Below are 25,131 nucleotides of genomic sequence, written 5' to 3' on the forward strand. Positions count from 1 at the left end.
GGTCACGTCGAGGTTGTCCTGCGTAGCGCGTGCTGTCCGACCCGGGCCGCCTCCTGCAGCCGCGTGCGGTTTCTGGACGCTCAAGAGGCTCGCCGGCGGGCGGTCCCCGACGGCCGGGTGCGGACGCCCGGCCGTGTGATGGATCGAGCGCGGGTGCCGGACCGGTCGGATCCTCCGGCTGCGGCCATCGTGGGGAATCGATTCGGAGGGGGCGGGGTGGGCGTGTCACTCTAGAGCGCGTGACCGCACCGCTCATGCTCGGCAATCACGCCGTCAATCCGCCTGTCGTGCTCGCTCCGATGGCGGGGATCACCAACGTGGCGTTCCGGCGGCTGTGCCGCGAGCAGGGTGGCGGCGTCTACGTCTGCGAGATGATCACGACGCGGGCGCTGGTGGAGCGGATCCCCAAGACGCTGAAGATGATCGCGTTCGCCGAGGATGAGGGTTTTCGCAGCCTGCAGCTCTACGGCGTGGACCCGGATGTGACCGCCGCGGCGGTCCGGATGGTCGGTGAGCGCAATCTCGCCGATCACGTGGATCTGAATTTCGGCTGCCCGGTGCCGAAGGTGACCCGGCGGGGCGGCGGTTCGGCCCTGCCGTGGCGGCGCAAGCTGTTCGGGCGGATCGTGCGGCAGGCGGTCGAGGCGGCGAGCGAGTTCGGGATCCCGCTGACCATCAAGATGCGCAAGGGCATCGACGAGGACCACCTGACGTATGTCGAGGCCGGCCTGACCGCGCAGGACGCCGGGGTGGCCGCGGTCGCCCTGCACGCCCGCACCGCCGAGCAGCGCTATTCCGGCCAGGCCGACTGGGATGCGATCGCCACGCTCAAGCAGGCCCTGGACGTGCCGGTGCTGGGCAACGGTGACATCTGGGAGGGTTCGGACGCGCTGCGGATGGTCGCGCACACCGGCGTCGACGGCGTGGTGGTGGGCCGGGGCTGTCTGGGCCGCCCGTGGCTGTTCGCCGACCTGGAGGCCGCGTTCACCCGGGGTGCGAACTATCAGCCGGTGCTGCCCACGCTCGGCGAGGTCGCGAAGATCATGTCCCGGCACGCGCAGCTGCTGGTCGAGGCTCTGGAGGATGAGCGGCACGGTTGCGCCGACTTCCGCAAGCATGTCGCGTGGTATCTCAAGGGTTTCCCGGTCGGCGGTGACCTGCGCCGCAGCCTCGCGATGATCTCTTCGCTCACCGAGCTGGACGACCTGCTGGGCAGGCTCGACCCGGCGATCCCGTTCCCGGTGGAGTCACTGGGGCAGCCCCGCGGCCGGGTCAACGCCCCGGGCAAGGTGTCCCTGCCGTACGGCTGGCTGGAGTCCCGGGACGACGACACCGTGCCGGAGGGCGCGGAGACGGACGAGTCCGGCGGCTGACCGGCCGCCGTCAAGGTGCCGGACCGGCCTCAGCGCAGCTTCGCCTCGTCGGCGGCGGCCCGGCCGGACTCCCAGCCCTCCAGGCTGTCGACCCGGCTGCCGCGGGTCCGGACCGTCCGGGGGAAGACCTTCTCCATCGCGGCGCGGACCTGCACGTCCCGGTTGCGCAGCACGGGCAGCAGGTCGCCGTGCCCGGCGAACTGCTGCTCGGTGACCTCGCGCAGCCGTTCGCCGATCCGGATGGCGTAGGCGACCAGGAACGAGCGACGGAACGCCTTGACCCGGGCCTTGCCCTTGGCCGGTTCGTCCCGGGTCATCGCCCGGTTCGCCTGCACCAGCAGCGAGGTGTAGAGCAGCTCGACCCCGTCGATGTCGGTGTCGAAGCCGAAGATCGTGCTGAATCCGAGCTCCGGCGACCAGACCGTGCGGCAGCCGTTGGTCCGCGAGACCGCGTCGAGCAGGCTGGCCTTCTCGTTCTCGTACGGGTGGTCGACGCCGATCCGGCGGGCGAACGGCACCACGTCGACCGCGGGGGCGGTGACCTCCTCGATCCGGTACCGGGTGATCAGCTCCTGGGCCTTCGCGCTGTACGACTCGGCCTCGGCCGGGAAGTCGGTCGCCTCCGCCTTGGCCAGCAGGGCCCGGACCCGGTCGAGCAGCCGCCGGTCGGCGTGCTGATGCACGGTGGTGGCCGGGGTGCCGGGCGGCGGGATGAGGATCTCGATGCCCGGCAGCCGGCGCAGCTCGTCGAGCAGCCCGAGCGAGGCGTCGAGCACCGCGATCCGGTCGTCCTTCTTCCGGCCCGCACCCCGCTGGAGCTGTACGACCTGGGCCCGCCAGGCCTCGTCGACCGGTGCCTTGCCGACCAGGAAGGCGGCCGCCGCCTCGGCCACCAGGCGGCCCTGGATCGGATCACCGCGCCGCGCGATCGTCCGGTGCAGCTCGATCGGCTGCCAACCGGTGCGGAACAGCCGGTCGAACTCGGCGCCCAGCGCTTCCGCGAGTGCCGCGTCGGTCTCCGCCGCGGGCGCCCCGGTCAGCATATCGAGGGCCGTCTCATGATCGAGTTCTCCGGCCCGGACGCGTTCGACGATCTCCCTGGCCGGCATGTCTGCAGATGCTAGTTAGTGCGGCGGGGAGGGTGGTGCGGACCCTCCCCGCCAGGGGTGGCGATCACGGGTCAGACGTCGAGGTCGTTCTCGATGCGTCGCAGCTGATGCCGGGCCATGGCCAGGTTCGACCGGTCCCGGCGCAGCGCCACGTACAGGAACAGGCCCTTGCCCTGTCGGCTCGTGAGCGGCCGGATCATGTGGTACTGCGTGTCCAGGGTGATCAGGATGTCCTCGATCTTCTCGGTCAGGTTGAGCATCTCCATCGCCCGCAGCTTGGCGCGCACCACGTCGGTGTTGCCGGCCGCGGCGACCGTCAGGTCGAGGTCCTTGCCGCCGCCGAGGGTGCCCAGGGCCATGCCGCTGGTGTGGTCGACGAGAGCGACGCCGATGCAGCCGTCGATCTCCATAACTTCCTTCAGTGCGGTGTCCATGTCAGCCATGGGATTCGGTCCTCCGTTGTGTGGTGGGATGGCCCGCCCGGGAACGGCGGTGCCGGTAAGGGCGCGGCGGTCGCCGCGGTGATGCTCTGCCGGTCAGCCGGCCGCCGTGCGGCGGCGCGACGCGTTCGACAGGGTGGCCATCGGGGTCCGCCGGGCCAGCGGGATCGACGACGGTCCGGTCTGCTGCGGAATCTCCGGACGCAGATGTTTCTGCTGCGCCGAGTCCAGAGCCAGGAGCTTGACGATCCGGCGTACGCACCGTCGCGCCTCCAGGTGCACCATGGCGAGGTTCGCGTCGCCGGAGGTGACCACGGTGAGCAGCGCGTTGGGGCCCGCGGTGTACGAGGTGATATAGCCGCCGTCGCACTCGACGACCGACTCCCGCAGCTCGCCGTGGTTGACCGCGTGGGCGAACCGGCGCGCCAGCGCCAGGTGTGCCGCGGCCAGGGCGGCCAGGGTGTCCGGTTCGATCCCGTGCGAATCATGCGCGACGACCAGCCCGTCGGCGGTGGCGAGCACGCTGCCGGACAGCTCGGGCACCCTGCTGCGCAGGCGGCCGAGCTCGTCGAGTACCGCCGGGTCCACCGTCATCCTCGGACGCTCCTTCTCGAATCGGGGGTGCGCGCGTCACCGCAGTGCCCTCAGTGCTGTGCGTATGCGTTTGAGCAGGACTTCGTCGGTGCCCTGGTGCACCGGCGGATTCTCGACGGCGAGTTCCTTCGGCAGCTTCGCCCCGGGTTTGCGGCGGGCCAGCCGGGGCAGCCGGTTCGCTCCGGTGTTGCCCTCCCCGGGCGGTGGTGCCGGCGGCGGCTGGCTGCTGATCACCGGCACCACCGGTGGGGGCGGCGCCGGTGGCGGCGCGGGGCGGGCCACCGGCGCCACCTCGGCCCGATGCTGGGGGAGGCGGACGAACTCGGGGCTCTCCGCACGTACCTCCAGGGGAACCTCGATGAGTCCCAGAGCCGCGAGCCGCCGCAGCTCCTGGATGGTCGCGTACCCGGCGCGGCCGAGGAGCAGGGCCAGGTCCGCGGGGGTGCGCTGGCCGTCCGCGTGGATCAGCAGCTCCCACTGGGCCGCGGTGATCGTCACCCGCTCCCGGGGTGGCCGGGTCACCGGGCTGACCGGCGCGGTGTCGATCCGCGCACTCGGATGGATGTCGTCGAGCAGCTTCACCCGCCGGCCCACCTCGCGCAGCACCGCGGCCGCGTCGATGTGCACCACCGGGCCCAGCCAGTGGGTGGCCGCGGGCAGAAACTCGACCGGGCCGGACGGTGCGGCCAGGGCGAAGTACGCCGCGTCGTAGGTCGCCCCGAGCACGCACAGCTCCAGCTCGCCCTGGGTGAGGTGGCCCTGCTCGACCAGCAGCCGGCCCACCCGGGCGGTGGAGGTTCCCAGGTCGAGCGCGTTCTGCCAGGTCCGCCCGGCCAGCCGGCCGGACGAGGTGAGCAGCTCGCCGACCCCGGGCGCGGCCGGCGACTCGGCGTAGATGACCCGGCCCTCGAAGACGTAGACCGCGCCGCCGGGATGGCCACCCATCACCAGCGCGCCGGTCTGCCGCTCGCCGGCGACCTGCGACAGCAGATCAGCCGGTGCGGCGGTCTTCGTGGCGGACACCGTCACTCCTCACTGGTGTGTGCGTTGGTCATGTCGTCGGTCGTGATGGTCATCAGCCGGCTGCCGGTCAGTCGGAGACGAGTTCGTCGGTCAGGCGTTGCATCTGGCGGCGCGCGACGGCGAGGTTGCCGCGCACCCGGTCCAGCCAGACGTAGAGCACCAGCCGACTGTCGAAATCGGTCTGGACGATCCGCAGGAGGTGGTAGCCCCCGGCGGTCGTGATGATCAGGTCTTCGAGCAGGTCGTGCGGGATTGCCGAGACGAACAGCGATCGGCTGTTCGCGGCCTGGACGACCTCCGCGGTGCCGGCGGCCGCTGCCTCGTGATCCGCGTTGGGTGCGGCTCCGGTCGTGGCGACCGGAAAGCCCGTGGTGTAGTCGACGATGCTGGCCCCGACCGCGCCAGGAATCGTCATGGCCTCCTGCAGACAGTGATCGACGCCGGGCACTTCTCTCCTCAGCCCTCAGCGCTGCTGTTCAGTTGGGTCTTGCGATGGGGGTCGATCAATCGCCGTGCCCGCCACCGTGGGCCATCCTCCGGTGACAGTGAGCCGACAGGTCGCACGTTTTGTGCGTCATGGTCCAGTGACTCGCGGTCGTGCCCGTGACCTGCGCATCCGGCGGCCGCCCCGGCGCCGGTTCGGGTCGCCGGCCGGGCGGCGTCGCGTAACCTGATCGCCACGCGTCGATTGTCAGGAGGTCACATGCCCAGTCACTGGGAGCAGGTCGTGGTGGACGCGGCGGATCCGGGCCGGCTGGGGCGCTGGTGGGCCGAGGCGCTCGGCTATGTGATCGTCGACGAGCACGCGGACGGCGCTTACCTGGAGATCCGGCGCGGTGCCGACGAGTTGCCGGCGCTCTTCTTCCTCCGCTGCGACCAGCCCCGCAGGGGCAAGAACCGGCTGCATCTCGACCTGCGCCCGGACGACCAGGAGTCCGAGGTGGAACGTCTGGTCAACATGGGCGCCCGGCCGGTCGACATCGGTCAGGGCGACGTGCCGTGGGTCTGCCTGGCCGATCCGGAGGGCAACGAGTTCTGCGTGCTGAGCGCCCCCCGTGGGGCCGTTCAGTAGCGGAATTCGTCGATCAGGGCGCGGATCTCCCCGGCCGCGCCGCTGACCAGCTCCGCGGAGTGGCGGGTGGTGTTCGCCCCCTCCGCGGTGTGCGCGCTGGACGTGCTGATGTGCGACACCGTGCCGCTGATCTCGGACGCCGCCGCGGACACCGCCCCGACGTTGCGGGCCAGCTGATCGGTGGTCGACGACTGCTGCTCGACGGCGGCCGCGATGGTCCGCTGCCCGTCGTCGATCCGGGTGATCACCGAGGCGATCGCCTCGATCGCCTCGGCGGTCCCGGTGGTCATCTCCTGGATCGCCAGGATCTTCGCGGTGATGTCCGCGGTCGCCTGCGCGGTCTCCTGGGCCAGGTCCTTGACCTCGGTGGCGACCACCGCGAAGCCCTTGCCGGCGTGCCCGGCCCGGGCCGCCTCGATGCTGGCGTTCAGCGCCAGCAGGTTGGTCTGCTCGGCGATGTTCGTGATCATCTGCACGATCGCGCCCACCTCCCGGCTCGCCTCGCTGAGCCGGGCCACCGCGTGCGCGGTCCGGTTGGCGCTGGTGGTCGCCTCGTTCGTGGTGGCCGCCGCGGACAGCGCCTGCTTGGCGATCTCCCGGATCGAGGCGGACAGCTGCTCGGTGGCGGCCATCATCGCCGACACCGAGCCGGAGACGTTGCCGGCCGAGCCGTCCGCGCTGCGCGCCTGCGCCGAGGTCTCCTCCGCCGACCGGTCCAGGGTGCCGGCCAGCTTCTGCAGCTCGGTGCTGGCCTGGGTCAGCACCCCCACCCGGCCGGCGGTCGCCGACACGGTCTCCTGCAGGGCGCCGGCCGCCTCGTTCAGCGCCACCGCCATCGCACCCAGCTCGTCCCGGTTGACCACCGGGGCCCGCACGGTCAGGTCCCGGCGGGCCAGCGCACGCAGCGCGTCCAGCATCCCGCGCAGCGGCCGGCGGACCGCCCGCACGGTCAGCACGCACGCCGTCGCGGTGATCAGGGCGGCCAGCAGCGCGGCGATCACGATGAACCGGTTGCTCGACCTCGACGACTCGGCGCCGCGGGCCGCGGCGGCCTTGACCTCGGCGTACATCCGGGTGTCGAGATCGCCGAGCTTCTCCTCGAGGTCGGAGTAGACCTTGAGGAAGTCGGACAGGCCGGCGGCCGCGGCGGGGTGGTCGGTCTCGGCGGTCGCCACCATGCGCTTCGCGGCCTCGGTGTACGCCACCACGGACGGCCGGATCGCCACATAGTCGGCCTTGAGGGCGGCCGGGGCGGCTTTCGTGGCATCGTCGTACATCTGCAGCATGGTGGCGCCGTGGTCGGCCACCTCGTCGACCGCGAACGTCTCCCGCATGCTCGCGGTCGTCGCGTACATCGCCGACATCACGTCGGCCCGCAGCGCGTCGTGCTGCATGTCGGCGTTCCACTGATCGCTCATCGCCTCACTGACCGTGGCGATCTCCTCGTTCGCCGCCGTCTGGTCGGAGGCGTTGCGCACCGCGAACGCGGTCACCAGGCCGACCGAGAGCAGTCCGGCGGCACCCATGATCACGAGACGGGCGACGATCGTGACGCCGCGGCGCCGGGAAACGGACTCCACGGCATCCCCATCGGCATCCTGGACATCCGGCTTAGGCTGGGGATCATGACCGCTGCCGACGCCCAGCGCTGGGCCGCTGAGCCCGCCAAGGACAGCGGCTACGGGCGCACCCCGTATCAACGGGACCGGGCCCGGGTGCTGCACTCGGCCGGCTTCCGCCGGCTGGCGGCCAAGACGCAGGTGCACACCGCCGGGGTCGACGACTTCCTGCGTACGCGGTTGACCCACTCCCTGGAGGTCGCGCAGATCTCCCGGGAGATGGGCGCGCGGCTGGGCTGCGATCCCGACGTGGTGGACGTCGCCGGCCTGGCCCACGACATCGGTCACCCGCCGTTCGGCCACAACGGCGAGGCCGCGCTGGACGTGGCCGCGAGCGCGTGCGGCGGCTTCGAGGGCAACGCGCAGACCCTGCGGGTGCTCACCCGGCTGGAGGCCAAGGTGCCCGGCGCCGGCCTCAACCTGACCCGGGCCACCCTGGACGCCTGCTCGAAATACCCGTGGTTCCGCCGCCCCGGCACCCGCAAGTTCGGCGTGTACGCCGACGACGAGCCGGTCTTCACCTGGCTGCGCGACGGCCGCGACGACGACCGCCGCTGCCTGGAGGCCCAGGTGATGGACTGGGCCGACGACGTGGCCTACTCGGTGCACGACGTCGAGGACGGGGTGCACGGCGGCTACCTCGACCTCGGCCCGCTGCTGCGCGACCCGGCCGAGCGCGCCGAACTCTGCGCGGACGTGGCCGCCACCTACTCCGACGAGACGGCCGACCAGCTCGGCGAGTCGCTGGAGCACCTGCTGGCCGATCCGGCGGTGGCCGCGGTCGAGGGCTACGACTCCTCGTACGCCGCGCAGGTCACCCTGAAACGGATGACCAGCGTGCTCACCGGCCGGTTCGTCTCCTCCGCGGTCGGCGCCACGCACAGCCAGTACGGCACCGACCCGATGCGCCGCTACGACGCCGACCTGGTCGTCCCGCGCACTGTGCGCAACCAGTGCGCGCTGCTCAAGGGCATGGCCTTCCGGTACGTGATGCGGATGCGCTCAGCCGAGCGGTGGTACGAGCAGCAGCGCACCATCGTGGTCGAGCTGGTGGAGGCGCTCGGCCGGGCCCCGGACCGCCTCGACCCGCTGTTCCGCCCGCTGCACGCGGCCGCCGGCTCGGACGCCGAGGCGCTGCGGGTGATCGTCGACCAGGTGGCGTCGCTCACCGATCACGCGGCCGTGGCCTGGCACCGCGACCTGACCGGCACGCGCTGAGGCGACCCTGCTGGCAATCCCGGTACGGCGCGAGGCAGGATGTATGCCGTGGCCGGCAGGGTGAAGGACGAGGACATCGCGCTGGTCCGCGACCGCACCTCGATCGCCGACGTGATCGGCGAGACCGTGACGCTGCGCTCGGCGGGCGGCGGCAATCTCAAGGGCCTGTGCCCGTTCCACGACGAGAAGTCGCCGTCGTTCAACGTCTCCCCGGCCCGGGGGGTGTATTTCTGCTTCGGGTGCGGGCAGGGCGGCGACGCGATCAAGTTCCTGATGGACGCCGAGCACCTGTCGTTCATCGAGTCGGTGGAGCGGCTGGCCGGCAAGGCCGGCATCCAGCTGCGCTACGACACCGACGGCGCCGCGCCGGCCGGCCCCCGTCCGCAGACCGGGCAGCGGCAGCGGCTGATCGCCGCGCACGCCTCGGCCGTCGACTTCTACCGCGACCAGCTCGGCTCGGCCGGCGCCCGCAAGGCCCGCGAGTTCCTCGCCGAGCGCGGCTTCGGCCGGGACACCGCGGAGCGATACGGCTGCGGCTTCGCCCCCGACTCGTGGGACGCGCTCAGCAAACACCTGCTGATGCGCGGCTTCACCACCGACGAGCTGATCACGGCGGGCCTGGCCAAGACGGCCCGGTCCGGCTCGCTGATCGACCGGTTCCGCCGCCGGCTGCTCTGGCCGATCCGCGACCTGACCGGTGACACGATCGGCTTCGGCGCGCGGAAACTCTTCGACGACGACGACGGCCCGAAATACCTGAACACCCCCGAGACCCCGATCTACAAGAAATCCCACGTGCTGTACGGGATCGACCACGCCAAACGGGAGATCGCCAAGCGCGGCCGGGCGGTGATCGTCGAGGGCTACACCGACGTGATGGCCTGCCACGAGGCCGGCGAGCCGACCGCGGTGGCCACCTGCGGCACCGCGTTCGGCGTCGACCACATCGGGGTGCTGCGCCGCCTGCTGATGGACAGCGACAGCTTCACCGGCGAGATCATCTACACCTTCGACGGGGACGCGGCCGGGCAGAAGGCGGCGCTGCGCGCCTTCGAGGAGGACCAGCGTTTCGTCGGGCGCACCTTCATCGCGGTCAGCCCGGACAACATGGACCCGTGCGAGCTGCGGCTGGCCCGCGGTGACCTGGCGGTCCGCGACATGATCGCCGGCCGGGAGCCGCTGGTCGACTTCGCGCTGCGGCACACCATCGGCCGCTTCGACCTGGACACGGTCGAGGGCCGGGTGGAGGCGATGCGCCGCGCCGCCCCGCTGGTCGCCAAGATCAAGGACCGGGAGAAAAGGCCGGAGTACGCGCGGAAACTGGCCGGCGATCTCGGCATGGACCTGGAGCCGGTGCAGCGGGCGGTCAACCACGCGCTCCGCGGTGAACAGGTTCAACCGGTCCCGCAGCAGGCCACCCACGCACCGCAACGCCTCGTCGAACGCGACGCGCTCAAGCTCGCCCTGCAGGAGCCGGTGCTGGCCGGCCCGATGTTCGACGCGGTCGGCCCGGAGAACTACAACGACCCGGTCCTGCGGGCGGTCCGCGAGGCGATCGCCGCGGCCGGCGGCACCAGCTCCGCGGTCAGCGGCGTGGTCTGGATCGAGAAGGTCCGCGACGCCTGCGCCGACATCGGCAGCCAGGCCGCCGCCGGCCAGCTGGCCGTCGAGCCGCTGCTGCTCGACGGGGCGCCCGACCCGCACTACGTCCAGGTGCTGCTGGCCAAGCTGCAACTGCCCCGGGTGATCCAGGTGATCCGCGACCTGAAATCCCGGCTGCAGCGGCTCAACCCGGTCACCCACAAGGATCAATATCTGGCCCAGGCCGGCGAACTCTTCTCCCTGGAACAGCAGAAACGCGCTCTGAGCGAACAAGCGGCAGGTGACCTGTGAAGTTGTTCCGACGCCGGCCCGCGCTGCCGGCCGAGTCCCGGCCCCCGCTCGAGGCCGAGGAGCGGGTGCTCGCCTGGTCCGCCGGCGAGCAGGGCGTGGTCGTGGCCACCAACCGGGGCCTCTGGCTGCCGGGTGGTGCCGACCGGCTGGGCTGGCACGAGATCCACAAGGCCGCCTGGTCCGGCCGCGAGCTGCGGATCACCCCGGCCGAGGTGGCCGAGGAACGCGACGGGTACACCGTGCTGGTGGACGGTCCGGTGATCACCGTCCTGCTGTTGGCGCCGGGCGAGCTGCCCGACCAGGTGCGCTCCCGGGTCACCCGGTCGGTCGCCTACACCACCCACCACGAGCTGTCGCACGGCGCGGTCCGGGTGGTCGGCCGCCGGGTCAGCGGGCGGGACGGGCTGAGCTGGGCGGTGCGCTACGACTCCGGGACACCCGTCGACCGGGAATCGGTGATCGCCGAGACCGCCGAGCTGGTGGGCGCGGCGCAGAATTCTGTCGCACCCCCTCCGTAGGGTCGGGGGCGTGACTGCTCTCATCCACGCCCGCGGATTGATCAAGAGATTCGGTGACTTCACCGCGGTCGACGGCATCGACGTCGACGTGCAGCGCGGTGAGGCGTTCGGCTTCCTCGGGCCGAACGGCGCCGGCAAGAGCTCCACCATGCGGATGATCGGCTGCGTCTCGCCACCCACCGACGGCATCCTGGAGATCCTCGGCATGGACCCGCGGCGCGACGGCCCGGCCATCCGCGCCCGGCTCGGCGTCTGCCCCCAGCTCGACAACCTCGACGTCGAGCTCACCGTCCGGGAGAATCTGACCACCTACGCCCGCTTCTTCGGCATCCCGCGCGCCACCGCCCGCCGCCGCGCCGACGAGCTGCTCGACTTCGTCCAGCTCACCGAGCGGGCCGGCAGCAAGGTGGAGCCGCTCTCCGGCGGCATGAAACGCCGGCTCACCATCGCCCGTGCCCTGGTCAACGAGCCCGATCTGGTCCTGCTCGACGAGCCCACCACCGGCCTCGACCCGCAGGCCCGGCACCTGGTCTGGGAGCGGCTGTTCCGGCTCAAGCAGCAGGGCGTCACGCTGGTCCTCACCACCCACTACATGGACGAGGCCGAGCAGCTCTGCGACCGCCTGGTGGTGATGGACGGCGGCCGGATCGTCGCCGAGGGCTCACCCCGCGCGCTGATCGAGCAGCACTCCACCCGCGAGGTGGTCGAGCTCCGGTTCGCCACCGACGACCAGGGGGCCTACGCCGGCAAACTGGCCGGGATCGCCGACCGGATCGAGGTGCTGCCCGACCGGGTGCTGCTCTACGTCGCCGACGGTGACGAGGCACTGGCCGAGGTGGGCCGCCGCTCGCTGAGCCCGGCCTCGGCCCTGGTCCGCCGCTCCAGCCTGGAGGACGTGTTCCTCCAGCTCACCGGCCGCACCCTGGTGGACTGAGCGATGACCGCCGCGGGTTACGTGCTCGAATACCACCTGGTCAACTATCGGCGGACCTGGCGCTCCAGCGCCCTGTCCACGCTGGTGCTGCCGCTGCTCACGATGCTCGGCTTCGGCCTGGGCGTCGGCGGCTACGTGAAAGCCGGCGTCGACGGCTTCGCCTACATCGACTGGATCGTGCCCGGACTGATCGCCTCCACCGCCGTGCAGACCGCCCTGGGCGAGGCCAGCTGGCCGGTGCTGAGCGCCCTGACCTGGATGAAGGTGTATTTCGCCCAGGCCGCCTCACCGCTGCGGGTCGGCGACATCGTCGGCGGCCACCTCGCCTTCATGATCTTCCGGGTGCTCCTCAGCGTCACCGCGTTCCTGCTCATCGCGGCCGCCTTCGGCACGCTGCACACGGTCGCCGCGCTGGCCGTGCTGCCGCTGTCCGCACTGATCGGCTTCGCGATCGCGGCCCCCGTGATGGCGTACACGGCCAGCATCCGCAGTGACAGCTACCTGGCCATCCTGTTCCGCTTCGCCGTGCTGCCGATGTCGCTGTTCTCCGGGGTGTTCTTCCCGATCGGGTCGCTGCCGCCGCTGCTGCGCTGGGTGGCCTACGCACTGCCCCTGTGGCACGGCGTCGACCTGACCCGCGCCGCCACCCTCGGGCTCAACCCCGGCTGGGCCGGTCTGTGGCACGCCCTGTACCTGCTGACCTGGTGCGTGGCCGGCTGGTTTCTGGCCCGCTGGCGTTTCCGCAGCCGGTTGGTGATGTGAATGGTCCGTCCGGCGTCTTGTCCCGGCCGTGGGTCCGGTGACCGGTCGATGAGCACAGCGAGGGGAGTGACGGTCCGATGCTGACGATGCTGCTGCCGCGGCTCGTGTCGTTCGAGGGCAGCGCCGGCCGGTCGGTGCGGGTCACCGAGCGCAACGTCAACGCGCTGAAATCGGCGTACTGGGTGGTGATGGCCGGCGGCCTGCTGGAGCCGCTGCTCTACCTGTTCTCCATCGGCGTCGGGGTCGGCGCGCTGATCGGCGACATCGCCCTGCCCGACGGCCGGCTGGTCAGCTATCCGGCGTTCGTCGCCCCGGCCATGCTGGCCTCCTCGGCGATGAGCGGTGCGCTGTCCGAGACCACCTTCAACTTCTTCGGCAAGATGAAATACATGCGGCTGTACGACGGGATTCTCGCCACCCCGATCCGGCCCTTCGAGATCGCCATCGGCGAGCTGATCTGGGCGATGGCCCGCGGCACCCTGTACTCCCTGGCCTTCCTGATCATCATGGTCGCGATGGACCTGACCACCCCGCTGCGCGCCCTGGCCGCCTTCCCCGCCGCGATCCTGGTCGGCTTCGCGTTCGGCGCCCTCGGCATGTCCGTCGCCACCCTGATCCGCAGCTGGCAGGACTTCGACCTGATCGCCGCCGGCCAGTTCGCCCTGTTCCTGTTCTCCGGCACCTTCGTCCCCGCCGGCTCCTACCCGCCGGTCCTCCGCTGGCTCGTCGAAATCTCCCCGCTGTCCCGCGCCGTCGACCTGATCCGCGGGATCACGCTCGGCTCGGCCGGGTGGCTCGCACTCGTCGACATCCTCTACCTGCTCACCCTCCTCACCATCGGCCTCAGCATCTCCGGGCGCCGCATGTCCACCCTCCTCTGCAAGTAGCGGTCCGGCGTCGCCGGTCCGCTGCTCCCGTGTCGCCGGTTCGCGGCTGCCGGCGTTGCGGCTTCGCGGCCCGGGTGCGGCCGGTCCGCGGGGCTTGGTGTCGCCGGTTCGCGGGTCTCGCGCCGCCAGTCCACCGCCCCGGCGTCGTCGATTTGCGGGTCTCGCGTCGCCGGTCTGTGGGTCCGCGCCACGGGCCCACAGCCTCGGCGGCGTCCCCGTCTGCGGTGTTGCCCGTCTGCGGCTCTGGCTGAGGGGAGGTGCTGGCTGAGCAGGGTGCGGGCCCGGGGGATCCGTTGGCCGTTGTCGCGTGCCCGTGCGGTGGGGTCGGCCTGGCGGGCGCGGGTGCCTCGCTGTGTCGCCTGCGTGCCCGTGCGGTGTTGCCGGCATGGCTGGCGGGGTCGCCTGCGTGTGTGGCTGGGTTCGCCTGGTGGTGGGGAGCCGGATTCGGGCGTCGCCTGGGGCGGGCCCGGGGTGGGCTGATGTGCCGGCGCCCGCCGTCGCCGGGGGAGCGAGGGCGGGCGCCGGGTGGTCGGGCTGGCGGTGGGGCGGGGGTCAGCCCTGGCTCAGGCCGTGTTCGGAGCCCTTCTTCAGGGCGCGGGTGTCGCGCAACTCCAGGAACGGCTCCTCGTCGGCGGGGTGGCCGGCGGCGATGGCGCGGCCGCGTTCGAGTTCGGCGTCCAGTTCGGCGCCGAGCATGATCGCCATGTTGGAGATCCAGAGCCAGACCAGGAAGGCGACGACGCCGCCCAGGGTGCCGTACGTCTTGTTGTAGTTGGCGAAGTTCGCCAGGTAGATCGCGAAGCCGGCGGACGCGGCCACCCACAGCAGGACGGCGAAGATGCCGCCCGGGCTGATCCAGCGGAAACCGCCGGTCTTGGCGTTCGGCGAAGCCCAGTAGAGGATGGCGAACATCAGGCTGACCAGGATCACCAGCACCGGCCATTTGGCGATGTTCCAGGTGGTCACGGCGACCCCGCCGAGGTGCAGCTTCTCGCCGACGATGCGGGCCAGGTCGCCGGTGAACACGACGATGGCGGCGGAGGCGATCAGCATGGTGCCGACGATCGCGGTGACACCGACCCGGATCGGCAGGGTCTTCCAGATCGGCCGGCCCTCCGGCACGTCGTAGATCGCGTTCGACGCCCGCATGAACGCGGCGATGTAGCCGGACGCCGACCAGAACGCGGCGACCAGACCGAGGATCGCGGCCAGCCCGGCGTTGCCGGTGCCCTGCACCTGGTCGAGCACCGTGTTGACCAGGTCGCGCAGCTGCGAGTTCGGGGTGATCTGGGTGACCGCGTCGGTGACGGTCCGCTGGCCGGCGTCGCCGAGCAACCCCAGCAGCGAGACGATCACCAGCGCGCCCGGGAAGATGGACAGGACGCCGTAGTAGGTCAGCGCGGCCGCCCAGTCGGACACGTTGTCCTCGGAGAACTGCTTGAAGGTCCGCCGCACCGCGGCGAAGATCCCCCGGGCGTGCAGCTGCGACGGACGGTCCGGGCCGGCATCCGGACCCGGCGCCGACAGGTCTTTCGGGTCGGGCGTACGACCCACGTCGGTCGTGCTCGCCGCCGCCAGGTCGAAGTCCTCGGCCCCACGCCGCCGTGCCTGGCCGGCGTCGTCGCCGCGGCCGGCATCCGAAGCGGCCGCGTGCTCGGCCCCGGTCCGGCCGGCGTCCGACGCGTCCGCAGATCCGGCCGCGGTCGCGTGGTCGGCGCCCGAACCGTCGGTCCGCTGGACGGCTGAGCCTTCCCCGTCTCCGGGGTCCGGCCGTCCGTGGCTGCCGGAGGCGGCGGGCACGGCGGCCACGCTGCCGGACTGCTTGTCGTCTTCGGGATCGTGGCGCCCGTGCGGGCGATTCTGGAGTCTCATGGGGTTCCCTCTCAGGCCGGGCGACCGGTCGCCGCCGTCACCCCTCCCCGCTGTGACGTACGAGTACGACCTGCTCGGGTTGTTCCCCGGAAGGAAGCTCCGCTAACCCTTCGCCGCCGGTTGACCGGCGGACAGCGCAGGCTGTGTCAGCGGGCGGCGGTGGCGCCAGCAGGATCAGGGGAGCGGGGCGCGAGAGGCGGCCGGAGAGTCAGCCGGCAGAGCCGGACAGTGGGAGCGCGCCCACTCTGAGTGCGGCATCGCCGAGGTGCCGGGGGCACCGGGCATACGCACGCGCAGTCGAGCGGTGCATGTCCATTTATGCAGATGATGATGTAGAGAGCGCGTCCGAAAACGCTCTCCGGGAGGGTCCTCCGACTTACTACTCGCTGGTCATCCGGGGGTAAGGGATAGGCGTACAGCTATCTCTGTGGCGGGTTTTGATCATGAATGAGCCGGTCACGGAGTCGCACGGCCGGTACGCCGATGATCCGGATCGCGCCGCAGGCTCGTATCGGAGGGCAGGACGTTCCAGGATGGAGGCGGCCATGGAGTGCGGATGGCTCGGAACCGGTGGATCGAAGGCGGTGCCGCGGATGGTCCATACTGGAATCGTCAGCACGAGCCGATGCACGTGCACCTGCACGGGTCAGCTCGTTCGGGGAGGAAACTGATGCGGCTTCGACATCCTTCCGGCCGGACCGTGCACCTCATCGCCGGGGTCGACCTGACCGGCGCGCGAACGGCGGCCGACGCCTTCGCCATGATCGATGCGGTCGCCGCCCGCCTGCGATCCGGCCGGACCGCCGATCCTCGACTCGCCGTTGCCGGTGTGACCGACAATGCCGACCGGGCTGCCGTCGGCTGGACCGGTCGGGCTGCCGGCCTGACCGAGAATGCCGATCTGTCCCGGACGGATGCCGTCATCGGCGGCGATGCTGATCCCGCGCACCACCGGCTCGGGATCGCGCTGCGCCTGCCCTACCCGCTTGCCGCCGCCCTCGTCGACGACGGGCGCGCCCGCACCCGGCTGCGTGCCGACCTCGATGCCCGCGGGCTCGACGTCGTCACGGTGAACGGCGGGCCCGAGGCCGAGGTCGGCGGCCTGCCCCCGCTGCCCGACTGGAGCGAGACCGCCCGGCTGCAGCACACCCTGGACCTGGCCCGGATCCTGGTCGACCTGCTGCCCGCCGACGAGGTGCGCGGCGCGGTCGGCACCTGCGGCCTGGCCCACCGGGACGGCTGGGACGAGGCCCGCGAGATGGCGGTGAGCCGGCACCTGCGGCGGCTCTCCGGCCGTCTCGCCGACCTGGCCTGGCGGGTCGGGCGGGCGGTGCGGGTCGGTTTCGAGCCGGGCCCCGGCTGGGTGCTCGACACCCCGGAGGAGACGGTGGCCGGGCTGGCCCGGGTCGACAAGGACCGGCTCGGCATCTGCCTGGACCTGGCCCGGGCGGCCCGGGAGTGGCCCGACCCGGCGGCCGGCGTCGATCGGCTCACCGACGCCGGCCTGTCGGTGATCACCGTCCGGATCACCGATCCGCGGGCCGCGTGGCAGCCGATCCTGCGCCACCTGCTCGCGGCGGACACCGCACGCACGGAGTATGTCGAGGTGGAGGGATCCGGCGCGGCGGCCGCGGATCTGACGTACACCATGGGGGAACTGACCGCCCTCGGTCTGGTGCCGGAGCACGAGCCCTGCCCCACGTCCTGATTCCGGGCGATGAGCCCGGGAAACGGCGAAGGCCGCCCCGGTGAGGGCGGCCTCCACGGCGATCCGGAGCAGCGTCAGTACGTGCTGCCCGACCCCTTGGTGCCGGAGAGCGAGTCCGACGGGGCGAGCAGCTCGTCCGTGCTCGTGGTGCCGGACGTGCTGCTCTGGCTGGTGGCGCCGAGCTTCTCACCGAGCTTGGACGACTGCAGCTTGTCCTTGCCCTCGGTGTAGAGCTTGTTCGCCTGGGCCTGCGCCACACCGGCGGCCTCCTGGACCGTCGGGTGCTCCCAGACCTTCTGGGCGTTCGCCCGGATCTCCTCGTACTTCTCGCGGCCGGCCCGGCTGCCCAGGACGAAGCCCGCCGCGAGACCGGTGAGGAACATCAGCTTTCCGCGCATGATGGCGGCTCCTTCCGTTCGTGACGCGCACGCGTCTGCCGGCGTGCATACCCATCCTGCCGCGCCGGTACTCCCGTCATCTCGCTTTCACTCGTGTTGCCCTGAGTCACACCTGGTCGCGGCCCGCGAAACGCTCCGGGGGTATCCCCTTCGCGCGAAGCCCCCGGGGTCGTGTAATCTCTTCTCCGTCGCCAGGGAAACCCGGCGGCGAGCACGATCCCCTGTAGCTCAATTGGCAGAGCAGCCGGCTGTTAACCGGCAGGTTATTGGTTCGAGTCCAATCGGGGGAGCTTTCAGTTCAGGAGGCCTCCGGCCGCGGAATCCGCGGTTCAGGAGGCCTTTTGCATGTCCGCGGCGGGTTGCGGTCGCGGCCGGCACTGCACGCCATGACGGCGTACGTGACGTCCGCCCCCGGCGTGCGGTGCGGGCGGGGAGGGCGCACCCTGGACGGGGGTGGCGCGACGCGGTGCGCGGCGTGCCGGCCCCGCGCGTACCCGGGCAATGTTGTTGATCTTGGGGTTTCGGCTGCCTTGCACTTTCGCCTCCTTGGCCCGAAGTGCACGGTTACGCTGGGGCTCGCGTAGTTCGCTCTCAGTGAGGTGGTTATGTCGCAGCCGGTCGAGGTGGACGTCGTCATCGTCGGCGGCGGGCTCGCCGGGCTGTCCGCCGCCCGCCGACTCGACCGCGCCGGCGTCGAATGGCTGCTCATCGAAGGATCCGACCGGCTCGGCGGGCGGGTCGCCACCGAAAACGTCGACGGCTGGCGGATGGACCGCGGATTTCAGGTCCTCAACACCGCGTACCCCCGGCTCTCCGCCCTCGTCGACATCGACGCCCTGGAAATGCGGTACTTCACCGCCGGCGTCCTGGTCCGGCGTGGTGGCACCCTGCACCGCCTCGAAAACCCGCTCCGCGAACCGCTGGCCACCCCGCAGACCCTGCTGTCCGGCGTCGGCTCTCTCACCGACCGGCTCAAATTCGCCGCCCTCGCCACCCGATGCGCCACCACGCCCGCCGCCAAGCTGCTCGAAGCGCCGGAGACCACCACCCAGGAGATGCTCCGCAAAGCCGGCCTCTCCCACCGCATCATCGAAGAGGTGCTGCGGCCGTTCTTCTCCGGCGTCTTCGCCGACCGGTCCCTCGACACGTCCAGCCACGTCACCGCGATGGTGCTGCGCTCCTTCACCCGCGGCCGGATCGGGGTGCCGGCCGCCGGCATGGCCGCGCTGCCCGCCGCCGTCGCCGGTCCCCTGCCCTTCCCGCAACTGCTGATCGGCGCCCGCACCCTCAGCATCGGCCCCGGTCTGGTCGTCACCGAAGGCGGCGAAATCCGCTGCCGCGCCGTGATCGTCGCCACCGACCCGCTCAGCGCCGCCGACCTGCTCCCGCAGCTGCCCCGGCCCGACATGCACGGGCTGACCACCTTCTACTTCGGCGCGTCCCTGGCACCCATCGACGAACCGATCCTGCTCCTCGACGGCGAGCGCCGGGAGATCGTCGCCAACACCGTCGTGATCAGCAACGCCGCCCCGGAATACGCCCCCGGCGGCCACAGCCTGATCGCCGCCTCCGTCGTCGGCGTCTCCGCCCCCTCCAGCGCCTCCGAGGCTGTCATCCGCGTCGAACTGGCCCGCATGTACGGCACCTCCACCGACGACTGGGACCTCCTCAACGTGATCAGCATCCCGAACGCACTCCCCGCCGCCCGGGTGCCCCAGAACACCCTCCGCAAGTCGGTAGCCCTCGGTGACGGCCTGTTCGTCGCCGGCGACCACCGTGACAGCCCATCCATCCAAGGTGCGATGGCCGGCGGCTGGCGCACCGCCGGCCAAGTCCTGGCGTCACTCGGCGTGCAGGTCGGGGTCTAGCCACGAGGAGACGTCATGAGCGACTTCAACCCGGAGAACTTCGCCGAATTCACCACTCAGGACGGCCCGGAATCCCCGGGCGTCGGGGAAGACAATCTGCCCGCCATCGCTGACCTTCAGCCGCCGGACATGGTCTCCGACCCCCGATACCAAATCGTTTTGTTGCCACAGACGCTGGTGGAGCGATAGATCGCTAGCTGCGGGAGCGGGCCGCGGGTTACGATCGCCGCCGGTACGGGGCGGTAGCTCAGTGGGTTAGAGCAGGGGACTCATAATCCCTCGGTCGCGGGTTCGAGTCCCGCCCGCCCCACGTTTGTTCGCCTGGGGGCGACCCCCAGACCCCACGTTACGTGGGTTGCGGTGGGCGGATCGATCACGGTCCGCCCCCGAAGGGCGCCTGCTACGGGTGTCACAGTTCCGGCTTGAACTCTACGAGCAGCGGTAACCGCCGGCCCCAAATCCTGCCCGGGTTCTGGGAGCCCACCTGGCCCACTCCGTCGGCCAAGGGATTATGAGTCCCCTGGTTCGACCAGTCGTGACTCAGCCACCCACCCGTCGGAGCGACCTGGGGTCGCCGGCCAACCGTCTCGTGTGCCTCTGGTCTTGGCGGCCTTCACTTCGATCTGTGTGCGGACTCGTCACGCAGACGCGGATCGATCAGCCCCAGCCGGACACCGCGCTTTGCCCCAGGTGAGCGCCTGCCCTCGCCGAACGGCTGGTCGCTCCTGTCACCGGTAGCTTGCGATAGGGGAACGACCCGGTGCTGAGCGTCCCTCCGGCGATGAGCCTGTCGCGGAGGGCGTTACGACAATTTCGCTCTCATTGACCACGAATGCGAGGATCCAGTCGCCGATGCCATAGTCGACCCCGTCGCCGTCGGGGATCCGCCGGTGTCCTGGAGTCCTCATCTCCAGCCGGGCGTCCTGCTTACGCTGGACTTCTACTGCCGCGTGAGCTGGCGAACCGTCCAGGCAGCGGGTCGCCGGTGACGGAGGCCGCGTGGATCGTATGGTGCAACGCCCGGCCTACGTTGATCTTGCATGCGAACCGCAACCCCGGCGGTTCGCTGTCGTCGGCTGCTGGTGGAGCGCCGGAGGCGGCTAAATCCCCTTTCCGGCCGTCGCGCTGTCGGTGTCATCAGATGTCGTGACCGGCGCAGCAGACTTCGCATGTGCCGCGTCCGGCGGCGATGGCGTCGACAGTCGGTACCCACGTCAGGTCGGATCGGACGCCACCGCGTCGCTCGATACGTCGCCAGCCGTCGTTGAGGGCGGCGCAGCCCCCGCTGAGGTGGAAGACGGCGCCACCGGAGGTGACCGCGACGCGTTGCGGGCGCGTGCTGGCCGACGGCCGGCACTGCCAGCATTGGCGGGTGACAAGGTCATGGACGCAGCGGGAGTTGAGCCGTTGCGTGGCCTCGAGCAGGCCGGTTCCCGCCAAGGCGCCCGCCCGTTCTGCTCCAGCGCCAGAAAAGGCGGCCTCCCCGACCCACTGGACCTGATGTAGCTGAGCGGCTGCAGTCAGCCGCGACCTGAGGTCGCGATGCCGGCCGGCAATGGTTTGATCGGCATGAACCCGCACCGCGACGGGTCGCGTCAGTCGGTCGAGGGCCTCCGCCACCGCCGTCAACAGCATCCGGTCGCTGGACGTCAGTGCGAGTTCGGCGCCGTAGACCTCACGGTTGTGACTTCCGTATCGAAGGACAGCTCCCCATCCGCCCGGACCGCGATCGCCGTCGCACACACCGGCAGGGAACACGTCGACTGCTTCCTGCCGCCTTACATGCCCGTCCGCCATCCGCTCTACCCCGATTCACATCGTAACTTATCGATGGCAGGATTGCGGTGCAAGGCCGACGGCGTCGCCGGGTCGGTCAGCGGATCGGTCGTTCACCTTTGCGGAGGACATCGCGTACGTCGGCGACCGACTGGACGACGACATCCTGTCCGCGCTCGAGGCTGGAGCAGCCTTCCGTATCGACACGTCTGTCCGGCGTGGCCGCCTTTACCTGAAGACCAACGTTACACACCGTTCTATGATCGCCACTTAAAGTCTTCTATGGAGGTCGCCTGTGCCCGCTGGAGGATCTGCGATCGGTCGTGCCTTACGTGAGCGTGAGCATGCGGCAGAGCTCATGCGTCGGTACCGGCGAGCCCAGGCGGTCGCAGCTCGATACGCGGCGGCGGCCATAGGGGAGCAGCAAGTAGCGGCCGCCCTGATCGTGTTGACTGGAGCTGGCTGGACTCTACTGGTGGACCGACGTTGGCCCGGCAGTGCAGTAGCCAATGTCGACATGATTCTGGTGGGGCCTGGCGGCGTCTTCGTCATTGACGTCAAGAACTGGAGAAGCCCGCCGACGGCCCTCGACGGCCGGCTCCACGCCGGCTCGGACGATCGTCACCAAGAGATCATCAAACTCCGTGCGATCACGAGCAGGGTGCACGACGAGCTAGCAGTCCTCGACATGGCGCCGGCCGTGGTGGCTTCTGTCATGGTGTTCGCGAACCAATCCGTCGAACAGCGTGTCGGTACGGTTTTCCTCCGCGGCGTCAAGGAGATCGCGCCGTGGTTGGCGGCCCTGCCGCGCCGCCTCACCACACCGCAGGTCGGCCGAGTGGCCGTTCACCTCGCTGGCAAGTTTCCCGCGTACGACATACCCGACATCGTTGAGCGGCCGGTTCAGGTCGACCGCAGTGACCCCCCGCAAAAGGCACCGTCGCTCTTCGACGTGGATGCGATCGCTCGCGCGGAGCAACAGTCCGTGCTGGCCCGCCCGATCGAAAGTTGGATGACGTATCTGCATCCCGACCAGCTCGCCATCGTCAGACGCCGGTGGAACGGTCCGGCTCGGATCAGCGGCGCGGCTGGTACGGGCAAGACCGTCGTAGGTCTACACCGGGCCGTCTGGCTTGCCCAGCGTACGGTAGGCAAAATCCTCTATGTCACATTCGTGAAGAACCTTCCCCGGGTCCAGGCGCAGCTCCTGGCGCGCCTTTCCCCGGCGGTCGTCGACAGGGTCGAGTTTTGCAGCCTGCACGGTTGGGCGAGGTCGCTGCTTGACCAGCGTGGAGTGCACCTACGAGTGGATCTGGCGGCGACCGGCAATTGCTTCTCCCGCGCATGGCTGCATGTCGGGAGGAGCAGCGTTCTGGCGGAGCTCGAACCTAACCCGATGTACTGGCAGGACGAGATCACCTACGTCATCAAGGGGCGAGGCTTCACTGAGCTGGGGCAGTACCTTACGGCTACCCGGCCCGGGCGCCGGACTGCGCTGCGACGCGTTCACCGCGAGGCCGCCTGGCAGCTCTACCTGGAGTACGAACGTCTGCGTGCCGAGCGGGGAGTGCACGACTTCACCGATGTGCTCACCGAGGCCATCGCCGTCTTGCGTGACCCAGCCGCTCGGCCGCGGTACGCCGCCGTCATCGCTGACGAGGTACAGGATTTGACTCTCGTCGGAGTGAGCCTGCTGCATCAGCTCGTCGGTGATGCGCCGAACGGCCTGCTGCTCATCGGTGATGGCCAGCAAGCCGTCTACCCTGGCGGCTTTCGTCTCAGCGACGCCGGCATCGACATCCGTGGCGGACGTGCCGAAGTCCTGAAGGTCAACTACCGAAATGCCGCGGACATTCTTACGGCGGCGCTACAGACCCTTGATGGGCAGCCCTTCGACGACATAGACGGGACAGTTGTCACCACCGGCCCTGCCGTGGAGACCACCTACCACGACGGTCGAGTGATCCGCGTCGACGCGGCCACTGCTGACGAGCACGACCAAGCCTTCCTCGCCGCCGTGAGGGAGCTGGCCGGAGATTCATCCGACGATACGCGGCTTGGGGACGCGGCAGTGCTCTGCGCCCGGAAGAAGGACGTCATCCACTACCAGCGCCTGCTGACCCGCGCCGGCATCCCGAACAGCAACCTCGAGGACTACGACGGGCAGGCCACCGGCGAGTTGAAGGTGGGAACCTTTCTCCGGTCCAAGGGACTCGAGTTCAAGCACGTCTTCCTGCCGCATCACGACCGCGAGGTAAGGAAAGCGCAGACGAGCAGCCTCACCGAGACCGACCGCCTGGCGCTGGTGAAGCGACAGCTCTTCGTCGGCATGACCCGCGCACGTGACATGCTGTGGATCGGCGCTGTCCCGGATGCGAAGCTGCCGCGACCCAGAACCGGGCACGATTCGGCGGCTGTACCGGGCTCTCCTCCGCTCGGCTCGCGGTGAGGTTGTGGCGGATGTCGGCGCGTCGCGACGGCGGGACCTGCGCTTGGCGCTGCGCGTTCTTCGTAGACGTGCGGATGGAGAGTGATTGGGGGCAACTGCGCTTGTTGGCACGCTGAGACGAGACTTTCTTGGGTGCTGACTTCTAGTGCTGGACCGCGTTAGTTCGTCGGGGGTGTGAGCCAGGCGGTCGGGTCGTTGAGGTAGAGGCCGCAGGCGCAGTCGAGAGCTTCTTCCGGGCTGCCGACAGGTAGCCCGGAAGTGCTGGATTCCTGTGGCATTGCGCGAACCGCGGGTCGCTCGGATGTTGCCCCGGGCCGGATGTGGTAGACGGGTACATGCCCAAGAGTCGTGGTCGTCCTGCGGGACGGGGTAAGCCGAGGCGTCCGCAGCGCCCGGTTAGTGAGTTGCGGTTGTCGGACCGGTTGATGCGTGACGCTATGTCGATCGTGTCTGAGGACAGTGTGCTTAAGGTCGAGCGGTGGGCCAGTGGGTGGCTCGGTGCGGCGTGGTCGGCGGCGGGGCTCGGTGAGCGTGACCCGGAGAAGGTGTTGTACCTGGAGGTGGTGGGGCGGGCGTCGACCCGGCCGTCGCTGTACGGGCTGGCCGCGGTGGCGGCGCTGCGTCGTGTCGCCGCCCCGGGCGAGTGGCCGATGCTGGACGACACCCTGGAGATCTTGTCGGAGAGCCAGCCGGTGCCGGACTGGTTCGCGATCCCCGGCTTCGAGCCGGTTCGGGCGTGGCGGGCGGTGGATGTCTGGGACAGCGAGCACGTGCTGTTCGTCGAGTTCGCCGGGCAGACGCCGCACACGGTGATGGCACAGATCTCCCTACCCGGCGGTGTGCTGGTCGACAAGCTCGCGGTGCTGCAGCCCGGGGCTGCGGAGGCCTGGGACCGGCTGCGTGAGCCCGGTGAGGTGCCGATGCCGGCCGTCGAGTGCCCGGTGGAGGTTGCGCTGGCGGAGCTGGCCGATGCGTTGCGGACCACGGACATGACCTGGCCCCGTCACGATGACGAGGAGTTCCTCGACTTGCGGGCGCTGGCCTGGTCGCGATGCCGGTCGTATCTGCCGGATTTCCGTGACTGGCAGCCGATGAGCGATGAGGAACGGCAACGACTGCTGGACGGGTTCGCGCCGGCCGATGACACGGTCGCCAGGTCGCTGGCGGACCTGTTCCTGGACTACGGCGACGGCTACATGACCAGCGGCCCATTGTGCTGGAGCCCGGGACAGGTCGGCTTGTTTCTGGCCGATTGGCTGCCGCGCAAGGCGGCGCTGGACGCCGAGCAGCGTGCGGCGCTGCCGGACGTGTTGCGGCGCTGGGTCCGGTACGCCCTGGAACGCCGTGCGGTCGACCTGGAGTGGATCGGTCCCGTGGTGGAGGCGGTCGACACGTTCCTTCCCTCGTTCGAGGAGGCGTTCGACGACACGGCGGCGTGGGGGCCGGCCAAGCAGATCGCCGCGGAGTTGACGGCGCGTGGTGTCGACTTCACCGACTCGGAAGCCGTCGAGGACGCGATGCGGGGCCTCAACGCCGAGCGCCTCGCTCGATATCTGATCGACTGATCACCCGAACGAGGCGCCCCGTGATGATCTGACTCTGGCAGTTCATAGGTTGG

At 70.4% G+C, this 25,131-nt stretch carries 22 protein-coding genes and 2 tRNA genes; 15 read left to right on the top strand and 9 right to left on the bottom strand.

The features are described from left to right. Nucleotides 1-254 precede the first annotated feature (254 nt). Nucleotides 255-1,373 (top strand): tRNA dihydrouridine synthase DusB, encoded by a 1,119-nt coding sequence (dusB, locus tag ACSP50_RS06785; protein ID WP_014688414.1) that lies wholly within the window; start codon nt 255-257, stop codon nt 1,371-1,373. Between the two features lie 29 nt (nt 1,374-1,402). On the opposite strand, the gene ACSP50_RS06790 is transcribed toward dusB, so the two are convergent. The 5 genes from ACSP50_RS06790 to ACSP50_RS06810 form a co-directional block, all read right to left on the bottom strand. Then, nucleotides 1,403-2,482: a DUF2786 domain-containing protein gene (locus ACSP50_RS06790; RefSeq protein ID WP_014688415.1), complete on the bottom strand. Its 1,080-nt coding sequence runs from the start codon at nt 2,480-2,482 to the stop codon at nt 1,403-1,405. Nucleotides 2,483-2,553: 71 nt separating this feature from the next. Next, nucleotides 2,554-2,925, bottom strand: coding sequence for a hypothetical protein (locus ACSP50_RS06795; RefSeq protein WP_014688416.1), 372 nt, complete (start codon nt 2,923-2,925; stop codon nt 2,554-2,556). A 93-nt stretch (nt 2,926-3,018) separates the two neighbouring features. Next, on the bottom strand, nt 3,019-3,516 hold the full coding sequence (locus ACSP50_RS06800; protein WP_014688417.1) for a roadblock/LC7 domain-containing protein: 498 nt from the start codon (nt 3,514-3,516) through the stop codon (nt 3,019-3,021). Nucleotides 3,517-3,552: 36 nt separating this feature from the next. Next, a complete protein-coding gene (locus ACSP50_RS06805) occupies nt 3,553-4,539 on the bottom strand; it encodes a DUF4388 domain-containing protein (RefSeq protein ID WP_014688418.1) in 987 nt (328 codons plus the stop codon). A gap of 67 nt (nt 4,540-4,606) precedes the next feature. After that, on the bottom strand, nt 4,607-4,987 hold the full coding sequence (locus tag ACSP50_RS06810) for a hypothetical protein (RefSeq protein WP_014688419.1): 381 nt from the start codon (nt 4,985-4,987) through the stop codon (nt 4,607-4,609). A 255-nt stretch (nt 4,988-5,242) separates the two neighbouring features. Between ACSP50_RS06810 and ACSP50_RS06815 the strand changes: the two genes are divergently transcribed. Further along, on the top strand, nt 5,243-5,611 hold the full coding sequence (locus ACSP50_RS06815) for a VOC family protein (protein ID WP_014688420.1): 369 nt from the start codon (nt 5,243-5,245) through the stop codon (nt 5,609-5,611). Here ACSP50_RS06815 and ACSP50_RS06820 read toward each other — a convergent pair. Continuing rightward, nucleotides 5,605-7,191 carry a methyl-accepting chemotaxis protein gene (locus ACSP50_RS06820; protein WP_014688421.1) on the bottom strand — a complete coding sequence of 529 codons (1,587 nt, stop codon included), beginning with the start codon at nt 7,189-7,191 and terminating at the stop codon, nt 5,605-5,607. The two genes, ACSP50_RS06815 and ACSP50_RS06820, sit on opposite strands and share 7 nt — an antisense overlap. A gap of 45 nt (nt 7,192-7,236) precedes the next feature. On the opposite strand from ACSP50_RS06820, the gene ACSP50_RS06825 reads away from it, so the two are divergent. The 6 genes from ACSP50_RS06825 (at nt 7,237) to ACSP50_RS06850 (ending at nt 13,442) form a co-directional block, all read left to right on the top strand. After that, nucleotides 7,237-8,448 (top strand): deoxyguanosinetriphosphate triphosphohydrolase, encoded by a 1,212-nt coding sequence (locus ACSP50_RS06825; RefSeq protein ID WP_014688422.1) that lies wholly within the window; start codon nt 7,237-7,239, stop codon nt 8,446-8,448. A 39-nt stretch (nt 8,449-8,487) separates the two neighbouring features. Then, the gene (dnaG, locus tag ACSP50_RS06830) at nt 8,488-10,341 is read left to right on the top strand and encodes a DNA primase (RefSeq protein WP_014688423.1); all 1,854 of its coding nucleotides are present in this window, start codon (nt 8,488-8,490) and stop codon (nt 10,339-10,341) included. Then, a complete protein-coding gene (locus ACSP50_RS06835) occupies nt 10,338-10,859 on the top strand; it encodes a hypothetical protein (protein WP_014688424.1) in 522 nt (173 codons plus the stop codon). Before dnaG ends, ACSP50_RS06835 begins: the two co-directional genes overlap by 4 nt. Before the next feature lie 10 nt (nt 10,860-10,869). Then, the gene (locus ACSP50_RS06840; RefSeq protein ID WP_014688425.1) at nt 10,870-11,793 is read left to right on the top strand and encodes an ABC transporter ATP-binding protein; all 924 of its coding nucleotides are present in this window, start codon (nt 10,870-10,872) and stop codon (nt 11,791-11,793) included. 3 nt (nt 11,794-11,796) lie between these two features. Continuing rightward, nucleotides 11,797-12,555: an ABC transporter permease gene (locus tag ACSP50_RS06845; protein ID WP_014688426.1), complete on the top strand. Its 759-nt coding sequence runs from the start codon at nt 11,797-11,799 to the stop codon at nt 12,553-12,555. Between the two features lie 77 nt (nt 12,556-12,632). Next, the gene (locus tag ACSP50_RS06850) at nt 12,633-13,442 is read left to right on the top strand and encodes an ABC transporter permease (RefSeq protein WP_014688427.1); all 810 of its coding nucleotides are present in this window, start codon (nt 12,633-12,635) and stop codon (nt 13,440-13,442) included. 552 nt (nt 13,443-13,994) lie between these two features. Here ACSP50_RS06850 and ACSP50_RS06855 read toward each other — a convergent pair. Continuing rightward, nucleotides 13,995-15,314 carry a YihY/virulence factor BrkB family protein gene (locus ACSP50_RS06855; protein WP_014688428.1) on the bottom strand — a complete coding sequence of 440 codons (1,320 nt, stop codon included), beginning with the start codon at nt 15,312-15,314 and terminating at the stop codon, nt 13,995-13,997. Nucleotides 15,315-15,984: 670 nt separating this feature from the next. Between ACSP50_RS06855 and ACSP50_RS06860 the strand changes: the two genes are divergently transcribed. Further along, nucleotides 15,985-17,022, top strand: a complete 1,038-nt coding sequence (locus ACSP50_RS06860; RefSeq protein ID WP_014688429.1) for a sugar phosphate isomerase/epimerase — start codon at nt 15,985-15,987, stop codon at nt 17,020-17,022. A 74-nt stretch (nt 17,023-17,096) separates the two neighbouring features. Here the strand turns inward: ACSP50_RS06860 and ACSP50_RS06865 are convergent, their stop codons facing one another. Then, a complete protein-coding gene (locus ACSP50_RS06865) occupies nt 17,097-17,420 on the bottom strand; it encodes a hypothetical protein (protein ID WP_014688430.1) in 324 nt (107 codons plus the stop codon). 217 nt (nt 17,421-17,637) lie between these two features. Between ACSP50_RS06865 and ACSP50_RS06870 the strand changes: the two genes are divergently transcribed. From ACSP50_RS06870 to ACSP50_RS06880, 4 genes are all read left to right on the top strand, one after another. Then, nucleotides 17,638-17,710 (top strand) — tRNA-Asn (locus tag ACSP50_RS06870). A 315-nt stretch (nt 17,711-18,025) separates the two neighbouring features. Continuing rightward, nucleotides 18,026-19,288, top strand: a complete 1,263-nt coding sequence (locus ACSP50_RS06875) for an NAD(P)/FAD-dependent oxidoreductase (RefSeq protein WP_014688431.1) — start codon at nt 18,026-18,028, stop codon at nt 19,286-19,288. Between the two features lie 15 nt (nt 19,289-19,303). Further along, entirely contained in the window at nt 19,304-19,477 is a 174-nt protein-coding gene (locus ACSP50_RS42935) for a hypothetical protein (protein WP_014688432.1), read from the top strand. Nucleotides 19,478-19,524: 47 nt separating this feature from the next. Further along, a tRNA-Ile gene (locus tag ACSP50_RS06880) sits at nt 19,525-19,598 on the top strand. An 827-nt stretch (nt 19,599-20,425) separates the two neighbouring features. Here ACSP50_RS06880 and ACSP50_RS43320 read toward each other — a convergent pair. Continuing rightward, a complete protein-coding gene (locus ACSP50_RS43320; RefSeq protein WP_155123446.1) occupies nt 20,426-21,085 on the bottom strand; it encodes an RNase H family protein in 660 nt (219 codons plus the stop codon). Between the two features lie 274 nt (nt 21,086-21,359). On the opposite strand from ACSP50_RS43320, the gene ACSP50_RS06890 reads away from it, so the two are divergent. Both ACSP50_RS06890 and ACSP50_RS06895 read left to right on the top strand, forming a co-directional pair. Beyond that, the gene (locus ACSP50_RS06890; protein WP_369793902.1) at nt 21,360-23,513 is read left to right on the top strand and encodes a UvrD-helicase domain-containing protein; all 2,154 of its coding nucleotides are present in this window, start codon (nt 21,360-21,362) and stop codon (nt 23,511-23,513) included. A 437-nt stretch (nt 23,514-23,950) separates the two neighbouring features. Then, nucleotides 23,951-25,078 carry a hypothetical protein gene (locus tag ACSP50_RS06895; RefSeq protein WP_197688122.1) on the top strand — a complete coding sequence of 376 codons (1,128 nt, stop codon included), beginning with the start codon at nt 23,951-23,953 and terminating at the stop codon, nt 25,076-25,078. The last annotated feature ends 53 nt before the right edge of the window (nt 25,079-25,131 follow it).

Source organism: Actinoplanes sp. SE50/110, assembly GCF_900119315.1.
Classification (GTDB): Bacteria; Actinomycetota; Actinomycetes; order Mycobacteriales; family Micromonosporaceae; genus Actinoplanes.